At 70.5% G+C, this 14,449-nt stretch carries 11 protein-coding genes and 1 riboswitch; of the genes, 6 read left to right on the forward strand and 5 right to left on the reverse strand.

What is annotated here, in order from left to right:
- Nucleotides 1–390: 390 nt before the first annotated feature.
- From G3I56_RS30175 to G3I56_RS30185, 3 genes are all read right to left on the reverse strand, one after another.
- On the reverse strand, nt 391–1,203 hold the full coding sequence (locus G3I56_RS30175) for an enhanced serine sensitivity protein SseB C-terminal domain-containing protein (RefSeq protein ID WP_164414564.1): 813 nt from the start codon (nt 1,201–1,203) through the stop codon (nt 391–393).
- 193 nt (nt 1,204–1,396) lie between these two features.
- Nucleotides 1,397–2,203 carry an enhanced serine sensitivity protein SseB gene (locus G3I56_RS30180; protein WP_164414460.1) on the reverse strand — a complete coding sequence of 269 codons (807 nt, stop codon included), beginning with the start codon at nt 2,201–2,203 and terminating at the stop codon, nt 1,397–1,399.
- Nucleotides 2,204–2,296: 93 nt separating this feature from the next.
- On the reverse strand, nt 2,297–2,983 hold the full coding sequence (locus G3I56_RS30185) for an AAA family ATPase (protein WP_164414566.1): 687 nt from the start codon (nt 2,981–2,983) through the stop codon (nt 2,297–2,299).
- A gap of 213 nt (nt 2,984–3,196) precedes the next feature.
- A riboswitch (glycine riboswitch) is annotated at nt 3,197–3,297 on the forward strand.
- 162 nt (nt 3,298–3,459) lie between these two features.
- Here G3I56_RS30185 and gcvT point away from each other — a divergent pair.
- The 5 genes from gcvT to G3I56_RS30210 all read left to right on the forward strand — a co-directional run bounded on the left by gcvT (nt 3,460) and on the right by G3I56_RS30210 (nt 9,230).
- Nucleotides 3,460–4,581, forward strand: coding sequence for a glycine cleavage system aminomethyltransferase GcvT (gene gcvT / locus G3I56_RS30190; protein ID WP_164414462.1), 1,122 nt, complete (start codon nt 3,460–3,462; stop codon nt 4,579–4,581).
- Nucleotides 4,582–4,713: 132 nt separating this feature from the next.
- Entirely contained in the window at nt 4,714–5,091 is a 378-nt protein-coding gene (gcvH, locus tag G3I56_RS30195; RefSeq protein WP_164414464.1) for a glycine cleavage system protein GcvH, read from the forward strand.
- Between the two features lie 52 nt (nt 5,092–5,143).
- Nucleotides 5,144–6,406 (forward strand): serine hydroxymethyltransferase, encoded by a 1,263-nt coding sequence (gene glyA / locus G3I56_RS30200; RefSeq protein WP_164414466.1) that lies wholly within the window; start codon nt 5,144–5,146, stop codon nt 6,404–6,406.
- A 70-nt stretch (nt 6,407–6,476) separates the two neighbouring features.
- On the forward strand, nt 6,477–7,844 hold the full coding sequence (locus G3I56_RS30205) for an L-serine ammonia-lyase (RefSeq protein ID WP_164414468.1): 1,368 nt from the start codon (nt 6,477–6,479) through the stop codon (nt 7,842–7,844).
- A 771-nt stretch (nt 7,845–8,615) separates the two neighbouring features.
- Entirely contained in the window at nt 8,616–9,230 is a 615-nt protein-coding gene (locus tag G3I56_RS30210) for a hypothetical protein (protein WP_164414470.1), read from the forward strand.
- Nucleotides 9,231–9,323: 93 nt separating this feature from the next.
- Here G3I56_RS30210 and G3I56_RS30215 read toward each other — a convergent pair whose 3' ends face one another.
- A complete protein-coding gene (locus G3I56_RS30215) occupies nt 9,324–10,154 on the reverse strand; it encodes an AfsR/SARP family transcriptional regulator (RefSeq protein ID WP_164414472.1) in 831 nt (276 codons plus the stop codon).
- 260 nt (nt 10,155–10,414) lie between these two features.
- Nucleotides 10,415–13,270: a BTAD domain-containing putative transcriptional regulator gene (locus tag G3I56_RS30220; protein WP_164414474.1), complete on the reverse strand. Its 2,856-nt coding sequence runs from the start codon at nt 13,268–13,270 to the stop codon at nt 10,415–10,417.
- A gap of 305 nt (nt 13,271–13,575) precedes the next feature.
- Between G3I56_RS30220 and G3I56_RS30225 the strand changes: the two genes are divergently transcribed.
- Entirely contained in the window at nt 13,576–14,265 is a 690-nt protein-coding gene (locus G3I56_RS30225; protein ID WP_343240093.1) for a helix-turn-helix domain-containing protein, read from the forward strand.
- Nucleotides 14,266–14,449 lie beyond the last annotated feature (184 nt).

Raw genomic sequence — 14,449 nt, forward strand, 5'->3', positions numbered from 1 at the left:
GCCTACGCCTGCCGCTGTCTGCGGCTTGATTCACTTGCTCGCCGGGCAGGGCCGCAGATGATGCGACCCGGTTAACCGGCTGTTCATTACTGCTGACGATCCGTGCTGATTAGTCGACTTAGCCATGCGCCGCCGACCGCAGGATCGATGACCCCATCGTCTGACAGGCGAGTCTTCAGTGATTCGGCGATCACGTGAAAGGTCTGTCGGCGAAAGTATGCGCAACCGTGATGCGGTCCTGTGGATTCCGTTATCCGAACAGTGGGTAACGACCCTCGGACGCGGGGCAGTTGGTACAGAAAGGACATCTGGACTCTATCGCGACTATCCGTCGCTATCTACGCGCGAAGACCGTGGCGCGTGAATTCGGCCGTACGTGTGAAGCTCCGCTCAGTAACGACCCCGCGCGGGCGGATACCCGTATCCGCCGGCCGGGGACTGCGGGGCTTGGGGCGGGGCGGCGATCGCGTGGGCCTCCCGGTCGTAGAACGGCCGGGCGTTCGCGCGCAGCCACATCACGACCGGGTCCTGCTCGTCCGACATCGCGACCGTCGACACCGGCAGTCCGTCGGGAACCGCCCCTATCGACTGCTGCATCATCGCGCGCACCGAGTCCACGGCGGGCGGCGAGGTGTCGTACACGTCCAGCCCGATGGCCAGATACGGCGCGCCGAGCGCCGGCTGCACCCAGGCGCGGCGCAGGGAGCGGACCGCCGGGGTGCGGTGGGCGTTCTGCGAGAGGAGGGCGTAGAACTGCGGGATCTCGATGCCGGGTTCGGCCAGCCGCAGGGGGCCGGCGGGCTGGCGCTCCAGGCCCGCCGCGATCCGGCGCAGGTCGAGCCAGGGGATGCCGACGCCGCCGCCCGGGGAGTGCGGGTTGAGCCAGAGGCCGTACTGGTCCGGGTAGAGGGTGCGGGCCACGTCGAGGCCGTCGACCACCTCGTACGACCTGTTCCAGCCACTGACCGACAGCTCCTGCGCGGAGGTCACACAGGGCGCGTAGCCGTACCCGTCGACCTGCATGTTTCCGTACTGCGCGTCGGGGGAGCCGGCCTGGCCGTGCCAGAGCAGCATCCAGATCTGGCCGGAGGAGGGGGTCGCGAGGGCGCGCAGGAGCGCCTCGTAGGCGTCGTAACGCCCGGGCGTCACCTGGCGCAGCATGTGCTCGACCTGACCGGCCGCGGCCGTGCCCGACGCGCTCACCATTACCGACCCTTCGTAACCCTGACCGAGTTGTGCGTTCCAGTTTAAGCAGCGCCACTGACAGAGACGCTCCGGGAGAAGGCCGCCCGGCGGCCGGACCTGCCGTGTTTGGGCGGCTGGCCCATTGTGGCCGGTCGCGCCCCCGTGGCGCAGCCACAACATGTCACAGCGCCGCGCCCCTTTGGGAGCGCTTTCAGTACCCGTGTTGATAGAAGGGACGCACCTTCTCCCGCAGCCAGTCCGTCACCGGGTCCTGGGCTATGTCCAGGAAGACCAGGTTCACCGGCCAGGGGGAGGGCGTGCGGCCCAGCGCTCTGGCCAGGGCGTCCATCGGGATGGTGCGGGCCAGCGGGTCCCAGGGGGAGAGTTCGACGCCGACGAACATGACGGGGGCGGCCGTCTCGATCGCCGCCAGGCAGCGGCGGGCCGTCCGGACCACGCCCGTGCCCGCGAACTCCGTCGCCGCGGCGGTGAGGAAGTCGACCGGGTCCTCCTGCCAGTTGGGCTCGTAGAGGCGGACGCGTCCGCCGCCGGCGCCGGCGCCGTCGAGGATGGTGCGGCCGGAGCGGCAGAGCTGGGCCACGGCCTGCGGGGGCAGCGGGACGCCGACCGTCCCGTCCGGGTTCACGGCGATGCCGACCTGGGGAGGCAGGCCCCGGGCGAACTCGACGGCGGGGGCCACGGTGTACGACACATGACCGCCGACGACCTGCCGGAACTGTTCCTCCGAGCTGAAGACCGGCACGTACGCCTGGCCCTGGATGTCCATCATGGGCAGGTCGAGGGGGCCGGTGTAGGGGCCGCCGCCGGACGGGAGGGGGACCCAGACGAAGCTTCGGCCGAGGACCTCGACGATGCGGGCGCCCGCGCCGGGGACGCCGAGGGATGCCGAGAGCACCTCCTCCAGCTCGTTGCCGGGCCATCCGCCGTGCGAGTGCGGGTGTGCCTGCGCCGGGAAACCCCCGGGAAAGTCCGGGGGGAAGTCCGCCGGCATGTCCATCTGCCTACCGCCTGCTGTGAACCGCTGCCCTGAGTCCCTGGATGGGAGTCCCTTAATGGGCAAAACCCTAACCGGCCCCGGCGACCACGGCGGTCAGTCCGCGAAGTCGATCCTGCGCAGGATGTCCGCCGCGTCCCGGTCGATCAGCACCGCCGAGCCGCAGCCCTCCGGCAGATTCCCCTTCTCCACCGAGCGCAGCAGCCGCGAGGCGGCCTGGCGGTGGCGCAGGAACGCGTACCGCGAGACGCCCCGGCCGCGTTCGCGCTGGCCCTCCAGGGCCTCGTCCGGGGTGACGTCGAGGAGGAGCAGATGCAGGGTGCCGCCCCGGCGGCGGGCCTCGCGGACCAGCCAGCCGCGCACCCAGGCCTGCGTACCGCAGTCGTGCACGACGACTCCGGTGCCGGAGCGCAGGGCGCGGCGCAGTCCGGCGTAGTGGGCGAGGCGGACGAGAGGGCGGTAGACGGCGTAGGGCAGGAAGGAGGGCGTACGGGCGTCCCAGCGGTCGCGGGTGTTCTGGGAGTCGATGCCGGTGGCGCGCACCGCCCGGCGCATCAGCGTGGACTTGCCGCTGCCGGGCAGGCCGGTGACCACGACGAGGTCGCGGGCGCCGAAGGTGAGGCCGTGCGGGCTGTGGCCCGAGCGCTCCCGCAGGTCACGGATCACGGGTTCCGGGCGCGAGGCGAACTCCTCCCGGGCAGGGGCGGCCGGCTGCTTGGGCAGCGCGTCGGTCAGCGCGAGGGCCGAGGTCGTCGCGTACGCCGTGGTCCTGTTCACCGTGATCGTCCTCCCATGGGGTCGGGAAGTACCGTCCCCGTCGAGTGTAAAGAGAAGGTAATACGCGGTGGCTCCCGATTGGGTCCGCTTACTGCAACAGGCCTGCTACAGGCCGGTATGCGCATCCGGGACGCGCCTGTGTCCCCTCTGTGAAGGGTCCCCCTGCCGTGCCGAAGGAATGCGTGCGATGATGTGCCCGCCAACTGCATACCGGCCGCTTGAATCCGCGCGGGAGAGTTCCGGGCACCTATGGGTACCCGGGCGCCGAAGGAGCAAGTCCCTCCCTTGAATCTCTCAGGCCCCGTTACCGCGCGGGCGAGGCACATCTGAAAAGCGGGCCGCAGGTCGTCACGACCAGTGGCTCCACCCAAGGTGCAAGTCTGTGACCTGCGTTTTCACGCTTCCGGTCACGACGAACCTCTCAGGTTCCGATGACAGATGGGGAGGAACGACCTCGCCGTCATGCCCTGGGAGCACCACCGATGAGCAGTAGCCCACTTCCGCGTACGACCGCCCTCGATGCCCTGCATCGTTCGCTCGGCGCCACCATGACCGACTTCGCCGGCTGGGACATGCCTCTGCGGTACGGCTCCGAGCGCGACGAGCATCTGGCCGTGCGCACGAAGGCCGGCCTCTTCGACCTCTCCCACATGGGCGAGATCACCGTGACAGGGGCGCAGGCCGCCGCCCTGCTCGACCACGCCCTCGTCGGCAACATCGGGTCCGTCGCCGTGGGCCGTGCCCGCTACACCATGATCTGCCGGGCCGACGGCGGCATCCTCGACGACCTGATCGTCTACCGCCTGGCCGAGACCGAGTACCTGGTCGTGGCCAACGCCGGAAACGCGCAGGTGGTGCTGGACGCCCTGCTGGAGCGCGCCGAGGGCTTCGACGCGCTGGTCCGCGACGACCGGGACGCCTACGCGCTGATCGCCGTCCAGGGCCCCGAGGCTCCGGGCATCCTCGCCGCACTCACCGACGCCGATCTCGACAGCCTGAAGTACTACGCGGGTCTGCCCGGCACGGTCGCCGGCGTCCCCGCCCTGATCGCGCGCACCGGATACACCGGCGAGGACGGCTTCGAGCTGTTCGTGGCGCCGGGTGACGCAGAGAAGGTGTGGCAGGCGCTGACCGATGCGGGCACGCCCGTCGGGCTTGTCCCCTGCGGACTGTCCTGCCGGGACACCCTGCGCCTTGAGGCGGGCATGCCGCTGTACGGGCACGAGCTGACCACCTCCCTCACCCCCTTCGACGCCGGCCTCGGCCGGGTCGTCAAGTTCGAGAAGGCGGGCGACTTCGTGGGCCGCGCGGCCCTGCGCGAGGCCGCCGAGCGCGCTTCGTACGAGCCGCCGCGGGTACTCGTCGGCCTGGTCGCCGAGGGTCGCCGCGTCCCGCGCGCCGGGTACGCGGTCGTCGCCGGCGGCCGGGTGATCGGCGAGGTCACCTCGGGCGCCCCCTCCCCCACGCTCGGGAAGCCGATCGCGATGGCGTACGTCGACGCCACGCACTCGGCGCCGGGTACGGCGGGCGTGGGCGTGGACATCCGGGGCAGCCACGAGCCGTACGAGGTCGTGGCGCTGCCCTTCTACAAGCGCCGGAAGTAGCCCCGGCCGTCACTCGGGCGTCAGAAACAACTGGTATCCCGTATCCCGTGTCCTGCCTGCTGACGGGCAGGCAGTTTCCCTGCGTAGTACCCCATGCATGACCAGTCCCCCGCATACAGGAGAATTCAGGCCATGAGCAACCCCCAGCAGCTGCGCTACAGCAAGGAGCACGAGTGGCTGTCGGGCGCCGACAACGGCGTCTCGACGGTCGGTATCACCGAGCACGCGGCCAACGCGCTCGGCGATGTCGTGTACGTCCAGCTTCCCGAGGTCGGTGCCACGGTGACCGCGGGTGAGACCTGCGGTGAGCTGGAGTCGACCAAGTCGGTCAGCGACCTGTACTCCCCGGTCACCGGTGAGGTCACCGAGGTCAACGAGGACGTCTCCAACGATCCGTCACTGGTGAACTCCGCCCCGTTCGAGGGCGGTTGGCTCTTCAAGGTGCGCGTCTCGGAGGAGCCGGGCGACCTGCTCTCCGCGGACGAGTACACCGCGTTCTCCGGCAGCTGAGATCCCCGAGCCGAGTTTTCGAGGCACAAGGACCTAAGGACGTACTGACCCCATGTCGATTCTGAACACGCCCCTGCACGAGCTCGACCCCGACATCGCCGCCGCCGTCGACGCCGAGCTGAACCGCCAGCAGTCCACCCTGGAGATGATCGCCTCGGAGAACTTCGCTCCGGTCGCGGTCATGGAGGCCCAGGGCTCGGTTCTCACCAACAAGTACGCCGAGGGCTACCCGGGCCGCCGCTACTACGGCGGCTGCGAGCATGTCGACGTCGCCGAGCAGATCGCGATCGACCGGGTCAAGGAGCTGTTCGGCGCCGAGTACGCCAACGTGCAGCCGCACTCGGGCGCCTCCGCCAACCAGGCCGCCCTGTTCGCGCTGGCCCAGCCCGGCGACACCATCCTCGGCCTGGACCTGGCCCACGGCGGCCACCTCACCCACGGGATGCGGCTGAACTTCTCCGGCAAGCAGTTCGACGTGGTCGCCTACCACGTGGACGAGGCCGGTCTGGTCGACATGGCCGAGCTGGAGCAGCTCGCCAAGGAGCACCGGCCGAAGGTGATCATCGCGGGCTGGTCGGCGTATCCGAGGCAGCTGGACTTCGCGGAGTTCCGCCGCATCGCGGACGAGGTCGGGGCCTACCTCTGGGTCGACATGGCGCACTTCGCCGGTCTGGTCGCGGCGGGCCTGCACCCGAACCCGGTGCCGTACGCGGACGTCGTCACCTCCACGACCCACAAGACGCTGGGCGGCCCGCGCGGCGGCATCATCCTGGCGAAGAAGGAGTTCGCGAAGAAGCTGAACTCGTCCGTCTTCCCGGGCTTCCAGGGCGGCCCCCTGGAGCACGTGATCGCGGCGAAGGCCGTCTCCTTCAAGGTCGCGGCGAGCGAGGAGTTCAAGGAGCGCCAGCAGCGTACGGTCGAGGGCGCGCAGCTCCTCGCCGAGCGCCTCGTGCGCGCCGACGTCACCGAGCACGGCGTCTCCGTCCTCTCCGGCGGTACGGACGTCCACCTGGTCCTCGTCGACCTCCGTAACTCCGAGCTGGACGGCAAGCAGGCGGAGGACCGTCTCCACGAGGTCGGCATCACCGTCAACCGGAACGCCATCCCGAACGACCCGCGTCCCCCGATGGTGACGTCGGGCCTGCGGATCGGCACCCCGGCCCTGGCCACCCGCGGCTTCACGACCGAGGACTTCACGGAGGTCGCGGACGTCATCGCCGAGAGCCTGAAGCCGACGTACGACGCCGACAGTCTGAAGGCGCGTGTGAAGGCGCTGGCCGACAAGCACCCGCTGTACCCCGGCCTGAACAAGTAGTAGCAGTACCCCTGGGGTGAGTGGGCTCCGCCCGGTGCGGAGCCCACCGCCCCCGTTCTGAGGAGTTCCCGTGGCCATCTCGGTCTTCGACCTGTTCTCGATCGGTATCGGCCCGTCCAGCTCCCACACGGTCGGCCCGATGCGAGCGGCGCGGCTGTTCGCCCGCAGGCTGCGCAACGAGGAGGTCCTCGGGGCGGTGGCATCTGTCCGCGCGGAGCTGTACGGCTCGCTGGGCGCGACCGGGCACGGCCACGGCACCCCCAAGGCGGTGCTGCTCGGCCTGGAGGGCGCCTCACCGCGCACGGTGGACGTGGAGGGCGCGGACACCCGGGTGGAGCAGATCAAGGAGTCGGGCCGGCTGAGGCTCCTCGACGACCACGAGATCGGCTTCTCCTTCGACGACGACCTGATCCTGCACCGCCGTAAGACACTCCCCTACCACGCGAACGGCATGACCCTGTGGGCGTACGACGCCTCGGGCGCCGAACTCCTCTCGAAGACGTACTACTCGGTGGGCGGCGGATTCGTCGTCGACGAGGACGCCGTGGGCGCGGACCGGATCAAGCTCGACGACACGGCCCTCAAGTACCCCTTCCGCACGGGCGACGAGCTGCTGCGCCTGGCGAAGGAGACGGGTCTGTCGATCTCCGCGCTGATGCTGGAGAACGAGCGGGCCTGGCGCACGGAGGACGAGATCCGCTCCGGCCTGCTGGACATCTGGCGCGTGATGCAGACGTGCACGTCACGCGGTATGTCCCGCGAGGGCATCCTGCCGGGCGGGCTCCGGGTCCGCCGGCGTGCGGCCATGTCGGCGCGTCAACTCCGGGCGGAGGGCGAGCCGTTGGCGCGCGCGATGGAGTGGATCACGCTGTACGCGATGGCGGTGAACGAGGAGAACGCGGCGGGCGGCCGGGTCGTGACGGCCCCGACTAACGGGGCCGCGGGCATCATCCCGGCGGTGCTGCACTACTACATCAACTTCGTGCCGGGCGCCGACGAGGAGGGCGTGGTCCGCTTCATGCTCGCCGCCGGCGCGATCGGCATGCTGTTCAAGGAGAACGCGTCCATCTCCGGCGCGGAGGTCGGCTGCCAGGGCGAGGTGGGCTCGGCCTGCTCGATGGCGGCGGGCGCACTGGCCGAGGTGCTGGGCGGCAGCCCCGAACAGGTCGAGAACGCGGCCGAGATCGGCATGGAACACAATCTCGGCCTGACCTGCGATCCGGTGGGCGGCCTGGTCCAGATCCCGTGCATCGAGCGCAACGGCATGGCAGCGGTGAAGGCGGTCACGGCGGCCCGGATGGCGATGCGGGGGGACGGCTCGCACAAGGTGTCCCTGGACAAGGTCATCAAGACGATGAAGGAGACGGGGGCCGACATGAGCGTCAAGTACAAGGAGACGGCTCGGGGCGGGCTTGCGGTGAACATCATCGAGTGCTGAGGGGACGGGCCCTGACCAGCGCGTTCGTAACTTTCAGCGCTGTCAGGGCCTTCCCTGCTTACGCGGCGGAAAGTCCCCGGAATGTCCCTGGGACAGGCTTGGAAGTCCCCGAAAAGACCCCAGGAAATCCCACGGGATGGGCGCCCGACCTGGGAATTCGTGACATCCGCGATCACTGTTCCGATCCGCCCGGCCGCGCTTCCGGTGCTCATGTCCCGGTTGCGGATGTGAGCCAGCTCAACAGGACCGCGCGCACCATCTCCGAATCAGAGCTGTACGACTTGAGCAAGCAGGCGTCGAGCTGGACCGCGTAGCGTCCGGGCCGTCCGTAGGTGACCGCGTTCAGGCCGGTCTTCACCACGCGCGAGTCCGTTTCCGGCAGAGGAACCGCAGGACGAACCTGACGGTCCGCGTGGGGATCTTGGCCTTTTTCATGACGTACTCGACCTCGGCCTGCAGCTTTTCGCCACGCAAGGGAACCACCCCCGGGCGGGACTGCTTCCACAGGGGCGTCACGACGTTGCAGGAGCCCTGCGGCCAGAAGCACGACCGTGATGCCTCCCAAGACCCAGTACGCCATCTCGCGGTTCTCGCCGGCCACGTATGCCCATTGCTCCAAACGAAGCGGAGACACCCGGCTCGGTCCGGGGTGTCGACGAGGTGTCGATGAGACGCAAACGGACTGTGGACGGCCCTCGCCAGACTGGGCGAAGTCCAGGCCGGTCGGACCTCTCACCGGCGAAATCCGCGTTCCTCCAGGAGTGATCCAGCATGAGAAAGCGCATGATGGCCGTCGTCGCCGTAGCCGCTCTGACCGCGGGCGCCGCGGCGAGTACGGCTCCCATCGCCTCGGCCGCGGCCACCGGCTCCGCGCCGACTGCCGCGGCTCAGGCTTCGCACCACGGGTCGTCCGTCAACCGCAACGTCAAGCGGTTGCCCGCGGCGCTGTTGGCGGCGGACGTGCGGTACAGCCCCGGCTGCTCGGGCACGACACTGCCCATCGACTGCACGATCAGCGAGCCGGTCGTGACCCAGCGCGAGACGCCGTACACCTTCTCGTTCCTTCCGGGCGACCACGTCACAGTGACCGCGGGAGGCTGTGTGCAGACCGGAGGCCGAGGGCTGACCTGGAAGCGGTACGTCGATCCGGCCTCGGACGGCGACCTCTACCACGGCCTGATCACCATTCCGGGGGCGACGGGCGACCTGCAACGGCTGGTGGACGTGGTCGGGCGGCCGTACGTGGTCGGCGGCCGGGGCGGGAGCCTGAAACTGGGCTACGAGGACGACGGTTACTCCGACAACGGCTACACCGCGCACGACAACGGCACCGGGAACCAGTGCCTGAACTCCGTGAACGCCTTCGTGCACATCGTCGTCTCCTGATCGTCGACCGTCGGGGGGCGGACCGGCTCCCGCGCCCCGACGGCCACCACGGCCCGCAACCGCCCGGGACGGGCCACGGCATGTGAGGCGTGGTCAGCACTCGGCCGGCGGGCTGCGCAGCACCGCCCCCTGCAATGGCGGCCGCCGGTCGTGGTTCAGCGCGACGTCATGCCTCAGGACCCGGTGATGCACCTCGGCAAGGGCCGGCGAGGGCTCGACCCCGTGTTCCTCCCTCAGCAGGGCGCGCGCCGTGCGGAACGCGGCCAGCGCATCGGCCTGACGTCCCAGACGGTAGAGCGCGATCATCAGCTGGCCCCACAACAGCTCCCGTGTGGGATGGGCCCGGAGCAGTCCCTCCAGTTCGACGGCCGCCTCGGCGTCCAGCCGCAGGACGAGCGCGGCCTCGATCCGGGCCTCCAAGGCCGACAGCCGGACCTGTTCCAGCTGGGTCGACTTCGCGGCGATCGCCGGAAGATGGCGGAACTCGGCGAAGGCATGGCCACGCCACAACCCGAGCGCGGCGGTCAGTTGCTCGAAGGCAAGCCGGGGCTGTGTCCCCAACGCCTGCCGGCCCGATGTCACCAACCGCTCGAACCGCACCGCGTCGACCATCGTCGGATCCACGCGCAACTGGTAGCCCGGTGGGCGAGTGATCAGCGCCGTTGGCGCGTCGGTTCCGGCGGCGCGGCGCAGTGCCGCGCGCAGCCTCGACACATACGTACGTACCGTCCGGTGGGCGTCCCGCGGAGGACGTGCACCCCACAACTCGTCCACCAGTGCCCACACACTCACCGTCCGGCCGGGCTCGGCCGCGAGCTGGGCCAGAACGCCCCGCGGCTGGGGACCGCCGAGACCCACGGGCCGGCCGTGCACGGCGGCTTCCAGCGGACCCAGTACGCGCAGTTCCAGCGCGGAATCTTCCATCGTCGTCCTCCTCGCCCTCCACCGCATGTGCGGTCGGAAGGCCGCGAGCGAAAGGCATGGCGAGGGAGCGGGTGACCGGTCCGCTCGCCAAAACCGTCAGGTGGTCCGACAGCGTGGTGCGCCGCAACGCTCTTGTCATGTTCAGGTTCACTGAGTGAACCGGGGCCTGCGACACACCGGCGGGGTGACGGCAGTGACGATGGGTCCGCTGCCCGGAGGCGGATGTCCCCACCGTGGACCTCCTCGCATCAGCGGCCAGGTCAGTCGCGTTCCGGGAGCACGGTGTCGGCCGGGTCCTTGCCGAGGTGGTGCAGGAGCCTGGCACGCAGCGCCTCGGTGTCGGGATGGTCAAGTTCCTCGAAGAGCGTCAGGGACCGGGTCCAGGCGTCGCGGGCGGGGGCGGGGTTCCGGGCGGCGTGGTGGGTGTCACCGAGGTGGGCGAGAATGTCCGCCTCGTAGTAGCGGTCTCCCAGGTCGTGGAAAAGCGCGGCGGCCTGTCGGTAACAGGCGGCGGCCTCGTCGTACTGGCCGAGATGATGATGGGCGTACCCGAGGGTGTCCCAGGTGTGGGCCTCGCCGGAGGTATGGCCGGTCTGCTCCACCAGGGCGAGCGCCTGCCTGCCGTGCACGATGGCCTTCTGGTGATGGCCCAGCAGCGCGTGGTCCCAGCCGACGTTGTTGAGGGCCAGGGCCTGCCAGGCACGGTCGCCCGCGGCATCGAACAGTTGCACCGCCTGCAGTGAGTGGTCCAGCGCCTCGGTGCGACGCCCCTGCCGTGTCGAGACCCGGCCGAGCGCGAGACGGGTGTGCGCTTCTCCCCCTTGATCGCCGAGCCCCCGGTACAGTTCCGCCGCGTGTTCGAGGTGAGCGCGGGCCTCGGCCTGCCGGCCGAGGGCCGAGGCGGCGTTGGCGAGGTTGCGGCGGGCGCACGCTTGCGCCGCCGGGTCGGCCAGCCGGCGGGCCGCGGCCAGCGCGACCGTATGGGCAGTGGTCCAGTCGGACCACAGCACTCTTCGCTGCTGGTACGTGGTCAGTGCCGCTGCCAACTGCCAGGCGTGCGTGTCGAAGCCGGCCTCGAAGGCCTGGCGAACAGCGGCGAGCAGAATGGGGTGTTCGGCGGTGAACCAGCCCATGGCGGCTTCGCGGCCGGCCGGTTCCTCGGGGACCACCCGCGGCTGGGCCGGGGAGGGAAGAATCCGGTCGGCCGGCGGCCCGAGGAGGCGTTGTGCCCGCAGAGCGGTGTGCAGGTAGTGGTCGAGCATCCGGTGCGTCGCGTGACGTCGGCCGTCCTCCTCGTCCTGGGACTGGGCCAGTTCCCCGGCGTAGGCCCGGAGCAGATCGTGGAAGGAGTACCGGCCCTGTACGGGTTCGGCGAGCAGATGCGTCCGGGTCAGTTCGGCCAGCAGGGACCGGGCCCGCGCCAACGGCACACCGGCCAGGCTCGCCGCGGCCGGTGCCGAGACATCCGGTCCGGGATGCAGCCCGAGCAGCCGGAAGAGCCCGGCGGCGGCGGGGCTGAGGGCGTCGTAGGACCAGGAGAGGACGGCCCGTACCTGGGTGGCGGGATCACCGCCGTCGAGTGCGTCCAGGCGGTCGCCGGTGTCACTCAGCTCGTCGGCGAGCGTGGCGAGCGGGATGTGCGGCTGGGCGGCGGCGCGGGCGGCCACGACGGCCAGAGCCAGCGGCAGGCCCGCGCACCGCGCCACGATGTCCGCGACGGCGGCGGGCTCGGCGGCCGTGCGGCGGGCACCGAGCCGGTCGGCCAGCAGGGAACGGGCCTCGGCGGGAGAGAGCACGTCGATGGCGAGCAGGTGGGCACCCTCGGCCGCGGCCAGGCTGGTGAGCCTGTTCCGGCTGGTGACCAGGGCGAGGCAGCCGGGCGCGCCGGGCAGCAGCGGCCGTACCTGTTGGGCGTCCAGGGCGTTGTCCAGCACCACCAGCACGCGCCGGTCGGCCAGCAGGCTCCGGTAGAGGGCGGCCTGTGCCTCCAGGCCCGTGGGGATCCTGGCCGGGGGTACTCCGAAGGCGTCCAGGAATCCGCGCAGTGCCTCTGCCGGGTCCGGTAACGGTCCGCTCGGGTCGAAGCCGCGCAGGTTCACATAGAGCTGTCCGTCGGGAAAGTGCTTCCGTACCAGGTGCCCCCAGTGCACGGCCAGCGTGGTCTTGCCCACGCCGGCCGTGCCCGACACGGCCGAGATCACCACGGGGGCCGACAGCCGCGCTGTCTCAAGGAACGTGTCCAGGCGTGACAGTTCCTCCTCCCTGCCGGTGAAACCTCGCACCCCGACGGGCAGTTGCGCGGGGACCACGCCTCGCTGCGGACCGGGGCGTGGTGGTGCCGCAGGACGTGTCGGCGCGGCCGACTCCGGCACCTGTCCACGCAGGATGGTCTGATGGATCTCGCGCAGCGCCGTGCCGGGATCCGTCCCCAGTTCCTCCGCCAGTCGCTGCTGGACGGATGCATAGCAGTCCAGCGCCTCGGCACCCCGTCCGGCGGCGTACAGTGCCCGCATCAGCGCCTCGGCCAGTGGCTCCACCAGCGGATGTTCACCGAGGAGTGCGGAGAGCGGGCCGACTGCTGCGGCGGGGTCGCCCAGGCGCGTCTGGACGCGAGCCCAGGCGACGGTCGCGTCCATCTGCTCGCGGCGCCACGCCTCCCGCACCTGCTCCGCCCAGAGGCCGTCCAGTCCGCTCAGCGGCTCGCCGCGCCACAGACCGAGGGCCTCGCCCAGCAGGGACGCCCGCGCAGGGTCCGGTAGCCGGGCCGCGCGTGCCTGGTCGACCAGGCGCCTGAAGCGGTGCACGTCGACCTGCTCCCAGCCCGCTTCCAGAACGTATCCGCCGGACCGGCGCGTCAGCCGGAGCCGTTCGCCCCCGGCGTCACCCGTCTGCTCGCAGATCCGACGGATCCGGGCGATGTGCGAGTAGACGGAGCGCCGGGCTCCTTCCGGAGGGGTCGTGCCCCAGACCCGCCTGATCACCACGTCGGCTCCCACCGGCCGACCGGCGTCCACGGCCAACGCCGCGAGCACGGCGCGTCGTTGTGGCGGCCCCACCTCGGCCGTCCGCTCCGGCGTGGCCAGTTCGACAGGCCCGAGCAATTGCAGTCGCAGCATGCTGCCCCTCCCCGATCCCTCTGCTTCGCAGGAGTCGGCCCGTGTCCGCACGGCGAGCGACAGCCCGGTCGACGGGAGACGACAACCTATCGACAACATTCTGGCGGAGACCCGGCTCTCACCATGGCGGTGTACGCGGCGGCCGACCACCGAACGCGTCGCTCACAGGGGGGACTTGGGGGACCATGCGAGAAAACGGCAGTTCTGTACGGGTGTACACCGGCGGCGAGCCCGGAGCGGGCGGGGGCACCGATGGGCCCACTCCCACCTCGGTTCGTCCCTCGGCGCATGCCGGGGGGCGGAGTGTGCTGGAGGGAGCCTTCGAGTTGCTGGCCGCGGTGGAACGTAGCAGGGGGGCGGGGCTGACCCGGCTTTCGTCCGAGAGCGGACTACCCAAAGCCACGGCGTACCGGCTGCTGGAACAGCTGGTCGCCCTGGGCGCGGTGGAGCGGTTCGTGGACGGGTACCGGATCGGCTCGCGGATGTTCCAGCTGGGGAACGGGTGGCAACCGCATCCGAGGCTGCGTTCCACGGCAGCCGAGCCCGCCCGCCGCCTGGCAGAGGTCACGGGCGCGGCCGTGGGGATCGCGGTGCTGCGTCACGACCGGACGCTCCTGCTCCACTGGACACCCGGTGAGGCCGTGACGTTTCCGGCTTCGCGGAACCAGTCGGCCTGGCCGTGGTGCACCGCCGCCGGCAAAGTGCTCGCCGCAGCGCCGGAATACCGCTTCCCGCCGAGCGCGACGCCCGCCTCCTGGCCGCGGGAAGCACAGGCGATCCGGGAATGCGGTGTCGCGGTCGACCAGGGAATTCTGATGCCCGGGGTGTGCTGTGTGGCCGCTCCGTTGTACGCCGTGAGCAGTGCTCCGGTCGCCGCGCTGTTCGCCGCGACCGGCCCCGCTCACCGGCCGGAGCGGCTCGCCGATGTCGTCCGGCGGACCAGCAGAGCGATCAGTGCGGGCCTCGGGTGCGGCGACCTCCGGCTGAGGATTTGATCCTTTGTTCCGTGTGACTGGCCGGAGATGCCTGGAGAATCCGCAGTTGCTTGCGGAACTGGCCGCCAAGCTTCCCGCGGCCGGTGCAGTGACGATCACCGCGTCCGGTGAACGGTCTATCGCCGCACAGACAATCGGCACGGCCGTCACCGGAGACAACACCACGATCCGTCCGTGACCCTGG

The organism is Streptomyces sp. SID12488, assembly GCF_010548275.1.
Taxonomy (GTDB): Bacteria; Actinomycetota; Actinomycetes; order Streptomycetales; family Streptomycetaceae; genus Streptomyces.